This window comes from Mesorhizobium sp. M0761 (assembly GCF_040320205.1).
Lineage (GTDB): Bacteria > Pseudomonadota > Alphaproteobacteria > Rhizobiales > Rhizobiaceae > Mesorhizobium.
The window spans coordinates 125,022-141,312 of record NZ_JAMYPF010000010.1 but is presented as its reverse complement, the minus strand read 5'-3'; the positions used below and the strand labels follow the sequence as shown (position 1 = coordinate 141,312).

Here is a 16,291-nt window from a genome sequence, read left to right as displayed (position 1 = left end):
TTTTCAACGTTGCTGAATGAGCGCGGCGCCGAAGCTGCCAATCTCCCTCCTTGCGGGGGAGATGGCCGGCAGGCCAGAGGGGGGTGCCTCGCGCCGGGTCTCGGGCGAAGAAGCCCAATCCCCTGAATCGCTTGGCGCCATCTATTCAACGAACACCTTCACGCTTGCCGCGCGTCCCACGGCGTCGATGACGGTGAGCGTCGAATAGCCGGCGCCGTCGGGCAGCCAGGTCGCAGTGCGGCGGCGGTCGATGCCGACGAGCGGCTTGCCATTGGCCAGCCAGCGGAACGGCGCGCGGCCGCCTTGCAGTTTCAGCACCAGCGGCGAGGCCTCGGCGGAATTGGTGGCGAGATCGACGCGGGCGCCGTTGGGCGGGAAAATGATCGTTGGCGCCGGTTCCGTCGGGCCTGCCTGCACCAGTCCGTCGGCGCCGGCGCCGAAGCGCCCCAATGTCACCGGCAGGTCTTCGCGCCTGGCCTTGAGGACACCGGCCGGCTGGCTGGGCAACGGGACGGCGGTGAGGCCGGAGCGGACGAAGCCCTCGAACAGGATGGGGGCGGCTGAGACATAGCCGGACAGGCCGGGCACCGCACCGGCATCGGCGCGGCCGACCCACACACCCAGCACGTAGCGGCCGTCGAAGCCGACCGACCAGGCATCGCGATAGCCGTAGGACGTGCCGGTCTTGTAGGCGATGCCGCGCTGCAAGGCGCCCTCGGGCGGCTTTACGCCCGACAATATGTCGGTGATCTGCCAGTTCGCCTGGGCGTCGAGGATGGTGGCGGTGGCGCGCTCGTCGTTGGCCGGCTCGGTGCCGTCATGGAGCGTGTTTGCCTTGCCGCCATTGGCGAGGCCGGTATAGAGCTGGACGAGATCGCGCAGCGTTACGCCGACGCCTCCGAGGCCGATGGCGAGGCCCGGCGCCTCGTTGACCGGTAGCACCGGGCTGACGCCGGCCTGGCGGAAGCGCGCCATCAGCCGTGCCGGGCCGACAGAGTCGAGCACGCGGATTGCCGGCACGTTGAGCGACAGCTGCAGCGCCTGGCGGATCGAGACATCCCCCTGATAGCCCATGTCGAAATTCTTTGGCCGGTAGCCGCCGAAATCGACCGGTCTGTCCTCGATCAGCATTTCCTGCGCCACCAGCCCCTGCTCGAAGGCGAGGCCATAGATGAACGGCTTAAGCGTAGAGCCGGGCGACCGCACGATCTTGGTCATGTCGATCCAGCCGGAACGGCTGGCGTCGAAGAAATCGGCAGAGCCGACTTCGCCGAGGATGTCACCGGTGCGGGCATCGGCCATCACCATGGCGACGGAGAGGCGCGGACCAAGCTTGATCGCGGCATCGCGCGCCACCTGCTCCAGCCCTTGCTGGACGCTTTTGCGGATCGTCAGCTGCAATGGCTTGCCGGGTACGGCCTTGGGAAGCATGGCATAGGCGGCATGCGGCGCCAGCGCCGGCAGTTTGCGGCGCAAGCCCGAGACATCATCGAGCGCTGCGCGCGCGGCCTCGCGCTCGCCAAGCAGGTCAGCCGACACCATGCGGGTCAGCACGCGGTCGCGGGCGGCATGAGCGATGGTGAGATTGCGGTCGGGCCGGCGCTTTTCCGGCAATTGCGGCAGCGCAACCAGCAGGGCGGCTTCCGAGACCGTCAGCCGCTTCGGCTCCTTGCCGAAATAGGCGAGCGAGGCGGCGCGCACGCCTTCGAGATTGCCGCCATAGGGCGCCAAGGTCAGGTAGCGTTCGAGGATCTCCTGCTTGGACAGCCGCCGCTCGATCTGGATGGCACGCAGCATCTGCTTGATCTTCGAGCCGAGGCTGCGGTTTTCGCGTGGCTCGATCAGCCGGGCAAGCTGCATCGACAGGGTCGAGCCGCCGGAGACGATATGGCCGCTGGTGGCGAACTGGCCGGCGGCGCGCGCCAGCGCCAGCACATCGACGCCATCATGGTCCCAGAAGCGCTTGTCTTCATAGGTGACCAGCATGTCGACGAACTGCTTGTCGACCTGGTCGAGATGAGTGTCGAGCCGCCAGTAACCGTCCGACGTGGCGAAGGCGCGCAACAGCTGACCGTCGCGGTCCTGGACCTCGGTGGAGACGGTGAGCCTTCCGGGCAGCGGCGGCGGAAAAGCGCGGTCGAGTTCCCAGAGAGAAGCGGCAGCGATCGCCGCAAAGCCGACGAGGGAGGCGGCGGCGATGCCTGTTCGACGGAGAAATTTTCTGGAGAGCATGGTGGTGCCCTTCATCCGCCTGCCGGCTCCTTCTCTCCGCATAGCGGGGAGAAGGAGATGGTCGCGGACATCGGCGTGTTCATCTTCGTCAAGGCGCCTTACGGCGCCTTGATCTCCATCATGCCGGTGGCGGTGCGGGCCGAATATTGCGGCCGGTACATGTCCTCCACCGTGGCTGCCGGATGGGCATAGGTGCCCGGCGTTACCGCACGCACGACGTAGGCCAGCATGATGTTGCGGTCGCCATCGCCGTCATTGGGATTGAATGCCGCGACGAAACGGTCGTCGCGGAATTCGAGATGGGCTGCATCCGTTTGCGCCAGCCAGGTGAAGTTCGACAATTGGGCGCTGGAGACAAGGCCCGGATTGTCGATCTCGAAGCCGGCCGGCAACAGGTCGGTGATCAGCAGGCGCGAAGGCCAGCGGTTCTGCTCGTAAACCTTGAGCACGACCACGTAGCGTTCGTTCTGCGTCGCCTCGGTGACGTTGGCTTCGGTGCCATCGAGCTTGTAGTAGGTGCGGTCGATGGTGAAGCCGTCGCCGCCGGCCGGCAAGGGCTCTACCGGCGAGGCGACCGTGGTGACGACCGCCTGCAGCGGCGTGGCGCCGGTGTTGGCGATGGTCAGCGGGCTGTCGGCAATGTCGGTGCCGCTGAGGTGGTTGGAATACCCACCGGCATGCGGCGCGCCGTTGACCGAGAGCGTGATCGAGTCGTTGCCCGACTTCAGCGCGCGGGCCGCCAGAAGCATCCAGGACTCGTCCTGCGTGCTAGTCCAGCGGGCATCGGCACGTTCCCTTGCCACCAGCCGGATCAGCTCCGGCACGATGGTCGGCACCGGCTTCGATTCGGCGGCGAGCGCCAGGATCGCGGCGCCATCACGCAGCCGCGAGCCATAGTCGGACCGGTAGTAGTCGTATTCGGTGGTCGACTTGGCCAGCTGCAGCGCCGTCTGGAAGGTTGCTTCCGAACGCTGCGCGTCGCCGTAGAGCGCCAGGCTCGCCGCCAACTGGGCGACGGCCATCGGGCTCGAGAAGGCTTCGAGCTTGGTGTCGGCGTAGTAGCGCAGATCGCCGACCGAGGCCTTCTTGTTGCGGGCCAGAACATAGAGCGCGTAGGCGATTTCGCTGCCGCGATCCTGGACGTCCTGGTCGTAACCGACCGAGTTTTGCAGATTGCTCAGCGCCTGGCTCATCGCCAGGGCCGGCACGTCGTAGTTCTGCTCGCGCGCCCGGGTCAGGAAGTCGGTGACGTAAGAGTCAAGCCACAGATCGCCGGAGCCCGGACCCCACAGGCCGAAGCTGCCGGCCGAAGCCTGGTAGCTCAGCACCTTGTAGATGGCGGCCTGCACGCGGCCGTGCAGTTCGGGATCGCTTTGCATGCCGACTCCGGACGCCAGATCGTTGACGTAGAGAAGCGGCATGGCGCGGCTGGTGGTCTGCTCGGCGCAACCATAGGGGTAGCGGTCGAGCGTCATCAGCAGCGACGGCACGTCGAAGGCGGCAGCCTGCGAAACGCCGACGCTGATCGAGGCGCCGTCGAGCAGGCTTGCCGCGAGCAGCTCCTTGTCGACGCGCAGCGAGCCGCCATTGCCCTTGAGGTCGACGACCAGACGGGTGGTGACCGGCAATTGCGCCGGACGCACCGGGACATACAGCGTCTGCTCGACGGAGGTGCCGTCGCCATGGGCGAGCTTGATGGTGATCGAGGCATTACCCGCCGTCTGTGCAACCAGCGGCACAGTCAGCGTCTGGCGCTTGCCCTTGGCGAGAGTCAGCTTTTCGGGCAACGGCTTGTCGCCGGTCGAGAGGTCGCCGGTCGTGGCGATCGACAGGGCATAGTCGCCCTCCGGACCGTCGGTGTCGGCGACGTCGAGCCGCATGATGGCTGCATCTCCAGGCGCCAGGAAGCGGGGCAGGCCGGCGGTGATCACCACCGGATCGCGCACGATGACGTCGGTCGTGGCATGGCCGACTGCATCCTTGGTCCAGGCGACGGCCATGACGCGCACGGTGCCGTTGAACTGCGGGATGTCGAAGTCGATCCTTGCCTTGCCGTCGGCGTCGAGCTGGACCGGGCCGGAGAAGAAGGCGACCAGCTTTTCGGTCGGCGGACTGCCTTGCGGCTGCATCGAGGCGCCGTCGCCGCCGGTCCTGAGCTTGCCGGTGGTGCCGAGCGAGCCGTCGATGAGACGGCCATAGATGTCGCGGACTTCGAGCCCGAGCATGCGCTGGCCGAAATACCAGCCCTCCGGATCCGGCGCCTTGTAGTTGGTGAGGTTCAAAATGCCGACATCGACGGCAGCGACCGTGACATAGGCATTGCTGCCCGGCGCTACGCCAGCGACCGAAACCGGGATCGACAGCTGCTGGCGCGGCATCGTCTTGTCCGGCGGCGTCAGGGTGACGGCGAGCTTTTTCGAGCCTGGGTCGACCGTCAGCCATTTTACGCCGATGGCACGCGCCGGCATGCGGGTTTCCTGCGCATCGCCGGGCCGGAACAGGGTTGCGGTGATGTAGGCGCCGGCGCCCCAGTCGTCACCGACCGGGATCTCGACCGTGCTGCCGCCGGCCGGCACGGTTGCCGTGACGGTCTTGAGCAGCTTGTCGGCGCCGATGGTGACCAGCAGTTCGCCGGCAAAATGCGGCGACACCTTCAGCTTGGCCACGTCGCCGACGGCATAGCTGTCCTTGTCGAGAGCGATCTCGAGCCCATCAGGCGTTTCGGTGGAGGTCGAGGAGACATACCAGCCGGCGTCGAACTCATAGCTGGTCGCCGGGCCCTCGGGATCGGCAGTCTCGATCTCGAGCCGGTACTGGCCCCAGTCGACCGGCATCGTCACGGTCGCCTCGGCATCGGCGCTGAGATCGACCTGGCCGTTGGCGATCGACTTGGTGAAGGTGACCGGTTCGTAGTTCCACGAGTTGTTGTTGCGGTACCACTGGTAATTGCGTTCGACCTTGACCAGCGACCACTGCGCGCCCTTCAGCGTCTCGCGCTTGCCGTCGGGGTCGACCGCGATGAGGCTGAACTTGGCGGTGCCGCCCTGCGGCACCTCATTGTCGGCGAAATCCGGACGAATGCCGATCATGTGGCCTTGCGGGCGGATGCCGATGTTGAGCGAGCGTTCGATGGCGCGGCCGCCGGTTTCACGCATGCGAACCGTGACCTTGGCGTCGACCAGCTTGGTGGTCGCGGGCAACTGGTCGACCGTGACCGGGAAGGTCGCCTTGCCGTCGTCGCCGACCACCGGCAGACCGGTGAACGGGGTGACCGAAGGCTCGGCCGACTGCTCGTCGGCAAGGCCGAACGAATAGCCGGCGAAACGGTCCCAGTCGCGCGCCGTCGACAGCGTCAGCTCGCCTTCGAGCGCGAGGCCGGCGGCCGGCGCGCCATAGAGGAAGCGGCCGTCAATGTCGATGTTGGCGGTTTCGCCCTGTGCGATCTCCTGCTTGTCGGACTTCATGTCGAACTCGATGCGATCCGGCACGAAGTCTTCGACCAGGAACATCTGGCTGGAAACGGCCGCCTGCTTGGGATCGGTATAGATCGACACCGTCCAGGTGCCGCGCATGGCGTTGGCTTCCAGCGGCAGGTCGACGGCATAGCCGCCGGCCGAGACGCCATCGGCGACGATGCGGCGGTTCTCGACGCCGTCGGGACGGGTGAAGATGAAGGTCAGCGGCAGGTTTTCCACCGCTTTGGAGGCGCCGTCGCGGGCAAGGGCTGCGACATGCACATCCTCGCCGGCGCGGTAGATGCCGCGTTCGGTCCAGGCATAGACATCGAGCGCGCCCGGTGCGGCGCGTCCGGCGACGCCGCGATCGGACAGATCGAAGCCGGCGCGGCCCATGTCGAGGAAGACGAAATCGTTGTCGCCCTGCTTGGCCATCAGAACGGCCGGCACCATGCCGCCGTCGCCGCGCGTCAGGCCGGGGTTGAAGACAGCATGGCCTTCGGCGTCCGACGTGGCTGTGCCGAGGATTTCATTGTTCCTGGCCAGCAGCGTCAGTTCGGCGCCGGCGATCGGCTTGGCGGTTCCGAGCGAGCGGGCGAAGACATTGAGGCCATCCTGGCCGGTATAGGTCGACAGGCCGATGTCGGAGACGACGAACCACTGCGTGGCAAGCGAATTGTAATTGTCCTCGTCATTTTCATTTACCGCTTGCGCGGTCAGCACGTAGACGCCGGGCTTGCGCTGCGGCAAGGCTTCGTCGACCGGGAACGAAGTCGTGACGTCCTTGTTGAGATCGTTGGCGATATCCAGCTGCCCCTGCCAGACCGGCTCACCCATCTGGTCGGAAATGCTGGAGATATCATAGCCGTCGAGCTGCTTCAGGAACTGATAGCCGGACAGAAGCTGCGCCAGCGAACGATCGCCGATACGGTAGAGCTTCATCTGCGCGGTGTTCATGTTGACGGTGACGATGGGGATGCCACGGCGGGCGCCGGCGGGCAGCACGAAGCTGTCGCCGGTGAAGCGGGCGGACGGCGCGCGGTCCTGCACATAGATCGACAGCACGACCGGAGCGGCGGTGACCTCGCCAATGGCGGCCGGCAAACCGGCGCGGAAGGTCACTTCGTAATGTTGGCCGTGCTCCAGGCCTTCGACGCAGATCTGCTTGTCCTTGGCCTCGACGCCCTTGGGCGGCTGGTTGTCGACGGTGACGAACTGGGCGTAGTCGACGCCGGTCTTGACCAGCTCCTCGGAAAACTGCGCGCAAATGCGCGGCGCGCTGGTGTCGGCGTCGATCGAGTGATCGATGACGCGGAAGCCCTTGCGGGCCTTGAGATCCTCATATTCGGCCTTGACCGCCGGCGAACTGACCAGCGCGAGGCTGGCTTCATAAGCCTGCAGGGCCGGACGGTAGAGATCGCGGCGGTCGAGGCCGTTGCCGAGCAGCGCCAGCACTTCGGCGCGGGTCTTGGTGGTGCGCAGCAACTTGTAGGCGTTGATGGCGGCGGAGGTGCCTTTGACCGGCAGATTGTAGGATTCGGAGGTGCCGCTGGCCGGCTGTATGGCAAGCGTTTCACGCGCCAGACCGAGCCAAAGCTGACCGTCGTCAGGCAGGACCGAGACCGCGGCCTCGTATTTGTTCATGGCCTGCCCATGGTCGCCGGTCAGTGCAGCCTGTTCGGCGGCGGCGCGGAGTGATTCCAGCCCGTCGGTCGGCTTGTCATAGGCCGGATCGGTCAGCTTGTTGCGGTATTGCTGGGCCTGGTCGGCCATCCAGTTGGGGAAGAAGGCGAGTTCCGGCGGGGCGCCGATATCGGGGTCGCCATCGACATTGACGACCTTGCCCGCGACCGCGCCGCTGAAGGGTTTCAACTGGTTATAGTCGGACTTTAGGAAGCACCATTTGGCCTTGTTGTTGTAAGTAAAGGCGCGGCAGGCGGGGTCGCCGAGGCATGTCGTCTTGCACTGATCGAGGCTGACATTCTGGTCCGATCTGAGATCGAAGCCGAAATAGTCGGAATTATTTGAGGTCACCACCCGGCGGGCTTCGGCCGCTTGCGCTACAGACCCCCAGGCGAAAATGAGAAGAATCAAGATCGACAGACCACGAGCCGCCGCGCGCATCGCCATAACACCCTCCAGACACTGCTACGTCCGCGGCATGTTCAAGCTTCAGTCAAGCTTGTCAACACGAGGACGGGCAGGTTTCCGCCCGCCAACGGTTCCCAAACCGGCCAATGACCGGTATGCCGATAGTTCATCCACGGGAAAGGGATCACGCTTTCTTGCGAAAACGCAGAAGGTGTGAATTCCAAGCCCTGCCTATTTCAGACAATTGGATTGTGGCCCCTTTACGAGCGCTTCAAAACTTCATTCCAATTTTAGTTTGTAACCTAGGTTGTCCTGATGCCGGCGTATGAAGCGCAGATGTCGAAGGTAAGTGCGCCACGGCGCACGCTTTCGCGTGCGCTGATTGTGGCGTTGGCGTGCTCGACCGTGCTCGTTGCCGAATCGGGGTCGGCGGCCGCCTTCGAGCTCTTCGGCATCAAATTGTGGGGCTCTTCGAATGACGAGGACGCCGATATCGTCGACCCGCTGCGCTATGCGGTGACCATCGAAGCGCCCGATGCCGACAAGGACCTGGTCAAGAAGCTCGAAAACGCCTCGTCGCTGAAATCCGACGAGGACCGCCCGGTTTCCGGCTCGCTCGGCCTTTTGGCAAAGGCGCGTAGCGACCGCGAACAGCTGGTCGCCGCGCTTTATGCCGACGCCCGTTATGAAGGCGTCGTCACCATCACCATCCAGGGCAAGGTGCTCGACGATTTGCCGCCCGATGTCGAATTTACGGGTCCGCAGCCGATCCCGGTGGTGATCAGCATCTCGAGCGGGCCCAAATTCACGCTCGGCAATATTCGGCTGGAGGGCGATGCCGCCGGGCTGGCGAGCGCCGATTTCGGCCTGATAGCCGGCGGCGATGCCGGCTCGGGCGCCGTGCTCAAGGCCGAGGCGCTGATCGTGCGGGCGCTGAAGCAGGAGGGCCGGCCGCTGGCCCGGATCACCGACAGGCAGGTCGTGGCCGAGCACACCACCTCGACGCTAGACGTGACGCTGACGGTGGCCGCCGGGCCGGTTGCCGGTTATGGCGACACCACCGTCGATGGCACCGAGAAGGTCGATCGCGAGTTCACCGAATATATGACCGGGCTGAAACGCGGCCGGCAATATTCGCCTGACGAGATCGACGATGCCCGCGACCGGCTGCTGAGGCTCGAAGTGTTCAACAGCGTGACGCTGAAGGAAGCCGACAGTCTTGACCCCGACGGCAACATTCCGATCGGCGTTCAGGTCAGCGAGCGCAAACCACGCTATTTCGGCGTCGGCGGCACTTTCTCCAACACCGAAGGGCTAGGCCTGGAAGGCTATTGGGGCCACCGAAATCTGTTCGGCCGGGCCGAAAAGCTGCGCATCGAGGGCAAGATCAGCGGCATCGGCAGCAACGATCTCAGCGAGCTCAACTACAATGCCGGCATCATGTTCGAGAAGCCGGGGGTGGTCGGGCCGGCCTCGAAATTCATCGCCAGCGTCAAGACCGTACTCGAACATCCCGACGCCTACGACCATTTTTCGGTCAAGGGCAGCACCGGCCTGTCCTATGAGATCGACAAGAAGCAGACGGTTTCGGCTGAAATCGCGCTCGACTACTCCAGGATCACCGACGCTTTCGGCAAGCACAAATACCTGATCGCCAGCATTCCGCTGCAATATGTCTACGACAACAGGGACAACCGGCTCAACCCGACCAGCGGCTTCAGGGTTCTGGCCTATGCCGAACCGAGTTACGACATTCTGAGCGGCGCCGCCTTCCTCAAGCTCAGGGGCGAGGGGTCGGCCTATCAGTCGCTCGACACGGCCTCGAAATTCGTGCTTGCCGAACGCGTCGCGCTGGGTTCGATCGTCGGCACCGGCCTTCAGAACGTTCCAGCCGACAGGCGCTTCTATTCCGGCGGTGGCGGCTCGGTGCGGGGCTATGCCTATCAGGGCATCGGACCGAAGGACATCGACAATCAGCCGATCGGCGGGCTTTCCTTCTTCGAAACATCGGTCGAAATGCGCATTGCTCTGACCGACACGATCGGCATCGTGCCGTTCGTCGACGCCGGCACTGTCTCGACCACAGCGACGCCGGACTTTTCAGACGTGAAGGTCGGCGCGGGCGTTGGCCTGCGCTACATCACGCCGTTCGGGCCGCTGCGCATCGACGCCGCCGTGCCGCTCAACCGCGACCGTGGCGACCCGCGTTTCGGCATCTATGCCGGGATCGGACAGGCGTTCTGACGATGAAGATTTTGAAACGCATCCTTCGCCTGTTTTTCTACACGCTGCTAATCGTGGCGGCGGCGGGCATCGGCGCGTTGGTCGTGCTGACCAAGACCGAGCGCGGCCGCGAAAATCTCGCCGGCATCATCTCTGACATGGCCTCGTCAGGGGACAGCAAAGTCACGGTCAGCGGCATTAACGGTATCTGGTCCGGCGCGCTGACGGTCGACCATGTCGTGCTGGAAGACCGCGAGGGCGCCTGGCTGGTGGCCCGCAAGGTGGCCGTCGACTGGTCGCCGCTGGCGCTGTTGTCGAAGAATTTCAGCGCCGACCGCATAGCGGCCGAACGGATAGAACTGGCACGGCTGCCTATGGCGAGCACCGAGCCGAGCAAGAGCGGGTCGACCGGCCTGCCGGTTTCGCTTGATATCAGAGCGATCGATTTGCCGGAGATCGCGCTCGGCCAGCAACTTGCCGGCAGCGGCATTGCCGAACTTGCGGCCAAGGGATCGGCCAAGGTCGATGCGTCGCCGCTGGCGATCCAGACGGTGCTCAACGTTACCCGCCATGACGGCAAGGAAGGCAATGTCGACGCCAACATCCACTTCGCGCCGGATGAAAACAAGCTCGACCTCGATCTCAAGGCTTCCGAGCCGGCCGGCGGCATCATCGCCAACCTGCTCAAGCTACCCGGCGCGCCGCCGGTCAACATCGTCGTCTCGGGCACCGGGCCGCTGGCCAACTGGAGCGGCATCGGCACCTTCATGGTCGACGGTCAGATCGTTACCCAGCTCACCGGCCGGCACCAGCTCACCGACAAGGGCAACCGGATCGAGGCCAAGGGCGACGGTTCGTTCGAAGGCTTCCTGCCGGAACGGTTCAAGTCGCTGTTTGCCGGCAAGACCAGCTTCGACCTAGCCGGCACCGCGACCGCGGCCGGCGGCGTCGACATCGAGCGCGCTGCGATCGAGAGCGACGCAGTTCATGGTACCGCTGCCGGCATGGTCAACCCCAAGGGCGCCAGCGACCTTTCGGTCGAACTCGTGGCCAAAGCCAAGCCGGTCACGGTCAATGTCGGTACCCAGGCGCAGCCGATCATGGTGGCCATCAACAATGTGACCGCGCGCGCCTTCGGTGACGGCAAGGCGCCGATGATTGACGCCAGCGCTTCACTGGTGTCGGTGGTGGCGGGCGGCTCTCAGGTGAACAATCTGGATGCGAAGATCCATTCCGACGGTTTCGACATCGAGAGCCGCAGCGGCCCGGTCAGTGTAAGTCTGGCGGCCGCCGGGCTGAAGACCGACGTGGCGACGCTGGCGCCGCTGATCACCGGCAAGCTGACGGCCTCTCTTGCCGGTTCGATCAGCAGGGACGAGATTTCCCTCGACGAAGGCACGCTGCGCAGCGATGCTCTCAATGCCGGGCTGACGGCCAAGGTGACGCTGGCCGATCTCGCCATGACGCTGAAGATGAATGCCGATGCTGTGTCGACGGCGCTGCCGCCGCAGATCAGTTCGCTGCTTGGCGAACGGGTCAAATTCTCGGCGACCGCGACGCGCGATCCGCAGGGCTCTTTCGCCGCCAACTCGATCGAACTCACTTCCGGTTCGCTGAGCGCCAGCGGCACCGCCAGCGCGCAAGGCAGCGATATCCAGGCCGACATCAAGGGCAAGCTCGGCGACGTCTCGGTGCTGTCTTCGCTGGTCGGCGTGCCGGTCGCCGGCGGGGTCGATTTCGCGCTGACGGCAAGCGGCGCGCGCAACGCACCGGATTTCTCGGTTTCGGCCGACAGTGCCAGCCTGACGGCCTCCGGCCGCACGGTCAAGGACATCAAGCTGACCGCATCGGGCAAGGCCGACATTGTGAGCCCGGCCGCAGATATCTCGCTGACCGGCGCGGTCGACGAACAGCCGCTCGCCATCAAGGCGGCGCTGGTGACGAGCGATGGCAAGCGCTCCATCAAGGGGCTCAGCGTAGCGCTGGGCGACAACAAGGTGTCGGGCGACCTCACGCTCGATGAGAAATTCCTGCCGCTGGGGACGCTGACGATCTCCGCGCCCGATATCGCGCCGCTGGCGTCGCTGGCCGGGCAGACGGCGGCCGGCGATATCGGCGGCACCGTGGTGTTCGCCAAAGACGGCGAGGCTCCCACTGTCACCATCAATGCAGCCAGCGTGTCGATCGCGCGCGGTGATGTGGCAGCCAAGGCGGTCACCGTCAGCGCACTGATCGCCAACTATCTCAACAGCCCTGCGATCTCCGGCACGATCAAGGCCGAGAGCGTGACCTCGGGAACGACCGTCGTCAGTGGCATCGGCGTCGACCTCAAGCGTGACGGCGACTGGACGAATTTCACCGGCGGAGCAACCATATCAGGCATTCCGGCGACAGCTGCCGGGCGGGCGAAGATTGCTGGCGGCGCGACCAGCGTCGAGATCGCGTCCGGCGAGGCGACGGTGCGCGGCATCAAGGTGGCGATCGCCGAGCCGTCGAGCCTGACCATTGCCGATGGCATAACCAACATTCAAAGGCTGGTAGTCGATCTCGGCGGCGGCTCGGTGACGCTGTCGGGCACGGCGGGCCAGACGCTCGATCTGGCGGCGACCTTCTCGGCGCTGCCGGCTGCGCTTGCCAATGGCTTTTCGCCCCGCCTCGATGCCGCGGGCACGCTCGACGGCACGGCGCAAATCACCGGGCCATCAGCAAATCCCGACATTCGCTTTAATGCAAAGCTGGCCGGCGCCGAGACGAGCCAGACCCGTCAGGCCGGGCTCGGGCCGCTCGATGTCGATGCGGCCGGCAGCTATTCCGCGGCCGGCGGCGTCGTGCTCGACCAGGCGACGCTTTCGGGTGAGAAAATCTCCGGCAAGGCGGCCGGCACCCTCAACCCGAACGGCGCCAGCGATTTCGCGCTCGATCTGACATCGTCCGGTCCGAGCCTGCCGTTGACGCTGGGCAGCGCGGAAAGCCCGATCAAGCTCGAATTGCAGGCGCTGTCGGTGAAGGCGGCCGGGCAGGCTGCGCAAGCCAAGCTCGACATCTCGGCGGTACTGCCTTCGGTGGCGACGGATGACGCCAAGGTCGAGGGCATTGCGCTTGCGCTGCATTCCGATGCATTTGATATGAAAAGCCGAACCGGTCCGATCTCGGGCACGGTGACGGCGGACAAGATCGGTCTGGACAATCCGACCATCGCGCCGCTGATCGCCGGCAAGATCACCGCCAAGATCGCCGGCACCCTGGCGGCGGACGCGATCACCATCGACAGCGGCTCGGTGCAGGCCGATGCGCTGGGCAGCGCCTTCAATGGCCGTGTCGGCTTTGCCGATGGAGCAATCGACCTCAACCTCAACGCCGACGTGCTGTCGGCGGCGTTGCCGGCGGCGGCGCGCAGCGTGCTGGCAGAGCGCACGCAGCTCAGCGCCACGCTGAAGCGGGATGGCAATGGCAATGTCAGCGCCAATCCGGTCAAGCTGGCGTCGGGCGCACTGACCGCGGACGGTCAGGCCAGTCTCGCCGACAATAAGCTCAGCGCAGATATCAAGGGTGCACTGGCCGACATCTCACTGTTGTCGAAAGATGCCAAAGGCGCGATCAGCTTCGCACTCAGCGCGCAGGGGCCTAGCCTGGCGCCGGACCTGTCGCTGACAGTCAACAGCGACCGGCTGCTGGTGGCGGAACGCGAAATCACCGGGTTGAAGCTGACCGCAACCGGCAAGGCCGACGCCGCCAATCCGGCGGCCAATGTGCAACTGACCGGCAATGTCGCAGGGCAGGCGCTGCAAGGCAGCGCGGTGCTGGCGACGGCCGACGGCAAGAGCGCCATCAACGGCCTGCTGCTGTCGCTCGGCAACAACAAGATCTCCGGCGACCTTGCGCTCGACGAGGCTTTCGTGCCGGTCGGCACCATCGCGCTCGACCTGCCGGATATCGGGCCCCTGGCGGCGCTGGCGCTGGAAAAGGCCGAAGGCGACGTGCGCGGCACCATCGCCTTCTCAAAGACCGCGGATGGCCCGAACGTCGCCGTCAAGGCTGCGACCGCTTCGATTACGCGCGGCGACCTGCAGGCGAAGACGGTGTCGATCGATGCGCTGGTCGCCAACTATCTCGCCGCGCCGGTCATCTCGGGCAAAATTCGCGCCGACAGCGTCATTTCCGGCGGCACCGCCATCAGCGGCATCGATGTCGATTTGAAGCGCGACGGCGACTGGACCGGGTTTTCCGGCGGCGCCACCGTCAAGGGCATTCCGGCGAAGGCTGCGGGCAGGGTAAAGGTGGCTGGCGGCACCACCACCATCGAACTCGCTTCCGGCCAGGCCACGGTGCAGGGCATCAAGGCGGCCATCGCCCAGGCCTCGACCGTCAGCATCGCGAACGGCACCACGACGCTGGACAAGCTGGTGCTCAATCTCGGTGGCGGCACGGCGACGGTGACCGGCAAGGTCGGGCAGGCACTCGACATCAGCGCCGCGCTGTCGAAGGTGCCGGCCTCACTCGCCAACAGTTTTTCGCCGGGCCTCCAAGCCGCCGGTTCGATTTCGGGAACAGTCAAGGTAACCGGCGCGCCGGGCAATCCGACTGTCGCCTTCGATATCGATGCTGGTGGGGTGCAGACCTCGCAGACGCGCAGCGCCGGTCTTGGCGGCATGAATATCTCTTCGTCGGGAACATTCGCCGGCAAGAAGCTCACCTTCAACGCCGACATCAGCGACGGCGCCGGGCTTGGCCTCAAGGGCGGCGGTACGGTGACGACGGCCGGCACACCAGCGCTGGTGCTCGACTTCAACGGCAAGGTGCCATTTTCCTTCCTGGCCGCCAAGCTTGCGGCGCAAGGCCTGTCGCTCAGCGGCACCGCCAACGTCAATATCCAGGTGCGCGGCCCGGCGGCGTCGCCGGTGATCGGCGGCACGGTCAGCACGTCGGGCGCCCGCTTGGTCGACGCGCGCTCCGGCCTTGCCGTCAATGACATTGCCGCCGACATTTCGATCGGCAACGGCGTTGCCCGGGTCAACCGGCTAACCGGCACGCTGTCGACACGCGGCAGCCTGTCGGCCTCCGGCACACTCGGCATCAATCCGGCGCAAGGTTTCCCAGCCGATTTGTCTATCAAGCTGGTTGACGGCCGCTATACCGACGGCAGGGTGGTGACAGCCAATCTCGGCGGCGACCTGACCATCAAGGGGCCGCTCACCTCGGCGCCGGTGATTTCGGGCACCGTCAACCTGGCCAAGACCGTCATCACCGTTCCCGATAAGCTGCCGGGCTCGCTGGCAGCGCTCGGTGTCAAGCACAAGAACGCCCCCGCCAGCGTGCGGGCGCAGGATAAGGCCTTGCGACCGGCGGCGGCCAGCGGTGGTGGCGGCAGTGGGCTTGTCCTCGACGTCACGGTCAATGCGCCGAACCAGATTTTCATCCAGGGCAGGGGTGTCGATGCCGAGTTCGGCGGTTCGCTGAGGCTGACCGGCCCGGCGGCTTCGCCGCAGGCGGTCGGCACCTTCACCTTGCAGCGTGGGCGGCTGTCGATCCTCGGCAAGCGGCTGACCTTTACCGAAGGCACGGTCGGCTTTTCGGGCTCGCTGGTGCCCTACCTCAACTTGACCGCGACATCGACCACGACCAGCGCCACCGTCACCATCGTCGTGTCGGGCGAAGCGACCAACCCGAAATTCGACTTCTCATCGGTGCCGGCGCTGCCCGAGGACGAGGTGCTGGCGCAGCTGATTTTCGGCCGCTCTATGTCGAACCTGTCGCCGCTTCAGATCGCGCAGTTGGCCGAGGCCGCGGGCCAATTGGCCGGCGTCGGCGGCTCGACCTCGCTGCTCGAAAACCTGCGCAGTGCAATCGGCGTCGATGACCTGGATGTGACCACCGATGACCAGGGCGGCACCGCCGTGTCGGCGGGCAAGTACCTCAATGACCGCACCTATGTGACGATCCAGAAAGGCGACAGGCCAGGATCGGGCAAGGCGACGATCGACCTCAATGTCGGACGCGGCGTCAAGCTGCGCGGCGAGGCCAACGATGGCGGTGAGGCCAAGGGCGGCATATTCTACGAAAAGGAATATTGAGTTCCTGGCCCTTACCGCCACCGGAACTGGCGCTGTCTCAACCCGCCCAAATGTATCAATTACTCGCCTAAGCAGATTCCGGCGGAATCTGGGCGCGCTAGCACTTTTGCGCCAAGTCTGTCGTTATCACGCGAACCGCTCCCTTTTCAAAGTTGCACATTCCCTAACAGGTTCCGTAGCCATGCCGTCTTTGACATCACGGCAGGGATGCGGAATGTT

The 16,291-nt window shown here is 65.3% G+C and carries 4 protein-coding genes; 2 read left to right on the top strand and 2 right to left on the bottom strand.

Annotated elements, in window-relative coordinates:
* Positions 1-141: 141 nt before the first annotated feature.
* A complete protein-coding gene (pbpC, locus tag NKI32_RS18235) occupies positions 142-2,247 on the bottom strand; it encodes a penicillin-binding protein 1C (RefSeq protein ID WP_353003107.1) in 2,106 nt (701 codons plus the stop codon).
* An 83-nt stretch (positions 2,248-2,330) separates the two neighbouring features.
* A complete protein-coding gene (locus NKI32_RS18230; RefSeq protein WP_353003106.1) occupies positions 2,331-7,817 on the bottom strand; it encodes an alpha-2-macroglobulin family protein in 5,487 nt (1,828 codons plus the stop codon).
* A gap of 276 nt (positions 7,818-8,093) precedes the next feature.
* Here NKI32_RS18230 and NKI32_RS18225 point away from each other — a divergent pair, with 276 nt between their 5' ends.
* The gene (locus NKI32_RS18225; protein WP_353003105.1) at positions 8,094-10,022 is read left to right on the top strand and encodes an autotransporter assembly complex protein TamA; all 1,929 of its coding nucleotides are present in this window, start codon (positions 8,094-8,096) and stop codon (positions 10,020-10,022) included.
* A gap of 2 nt (positions 10,023-10,024) precedes the next feature.
* Positions 10,025-16,072 carry a translocation/assembly module TamB domain-containing protein gene (locus tag NKI32_RS18220; RefSeq protein ID WP_353003104.1) on the top strand — a complete coding sequence of 2,016 codons (6,048 nt, stop codon included), beginning with the start codon at positions 10,025-10,027 and terminating at the stop codon, positions 16,070-16,072.
* Positions 16,073-16,291 lie beyond the last annotated feature (219 nt).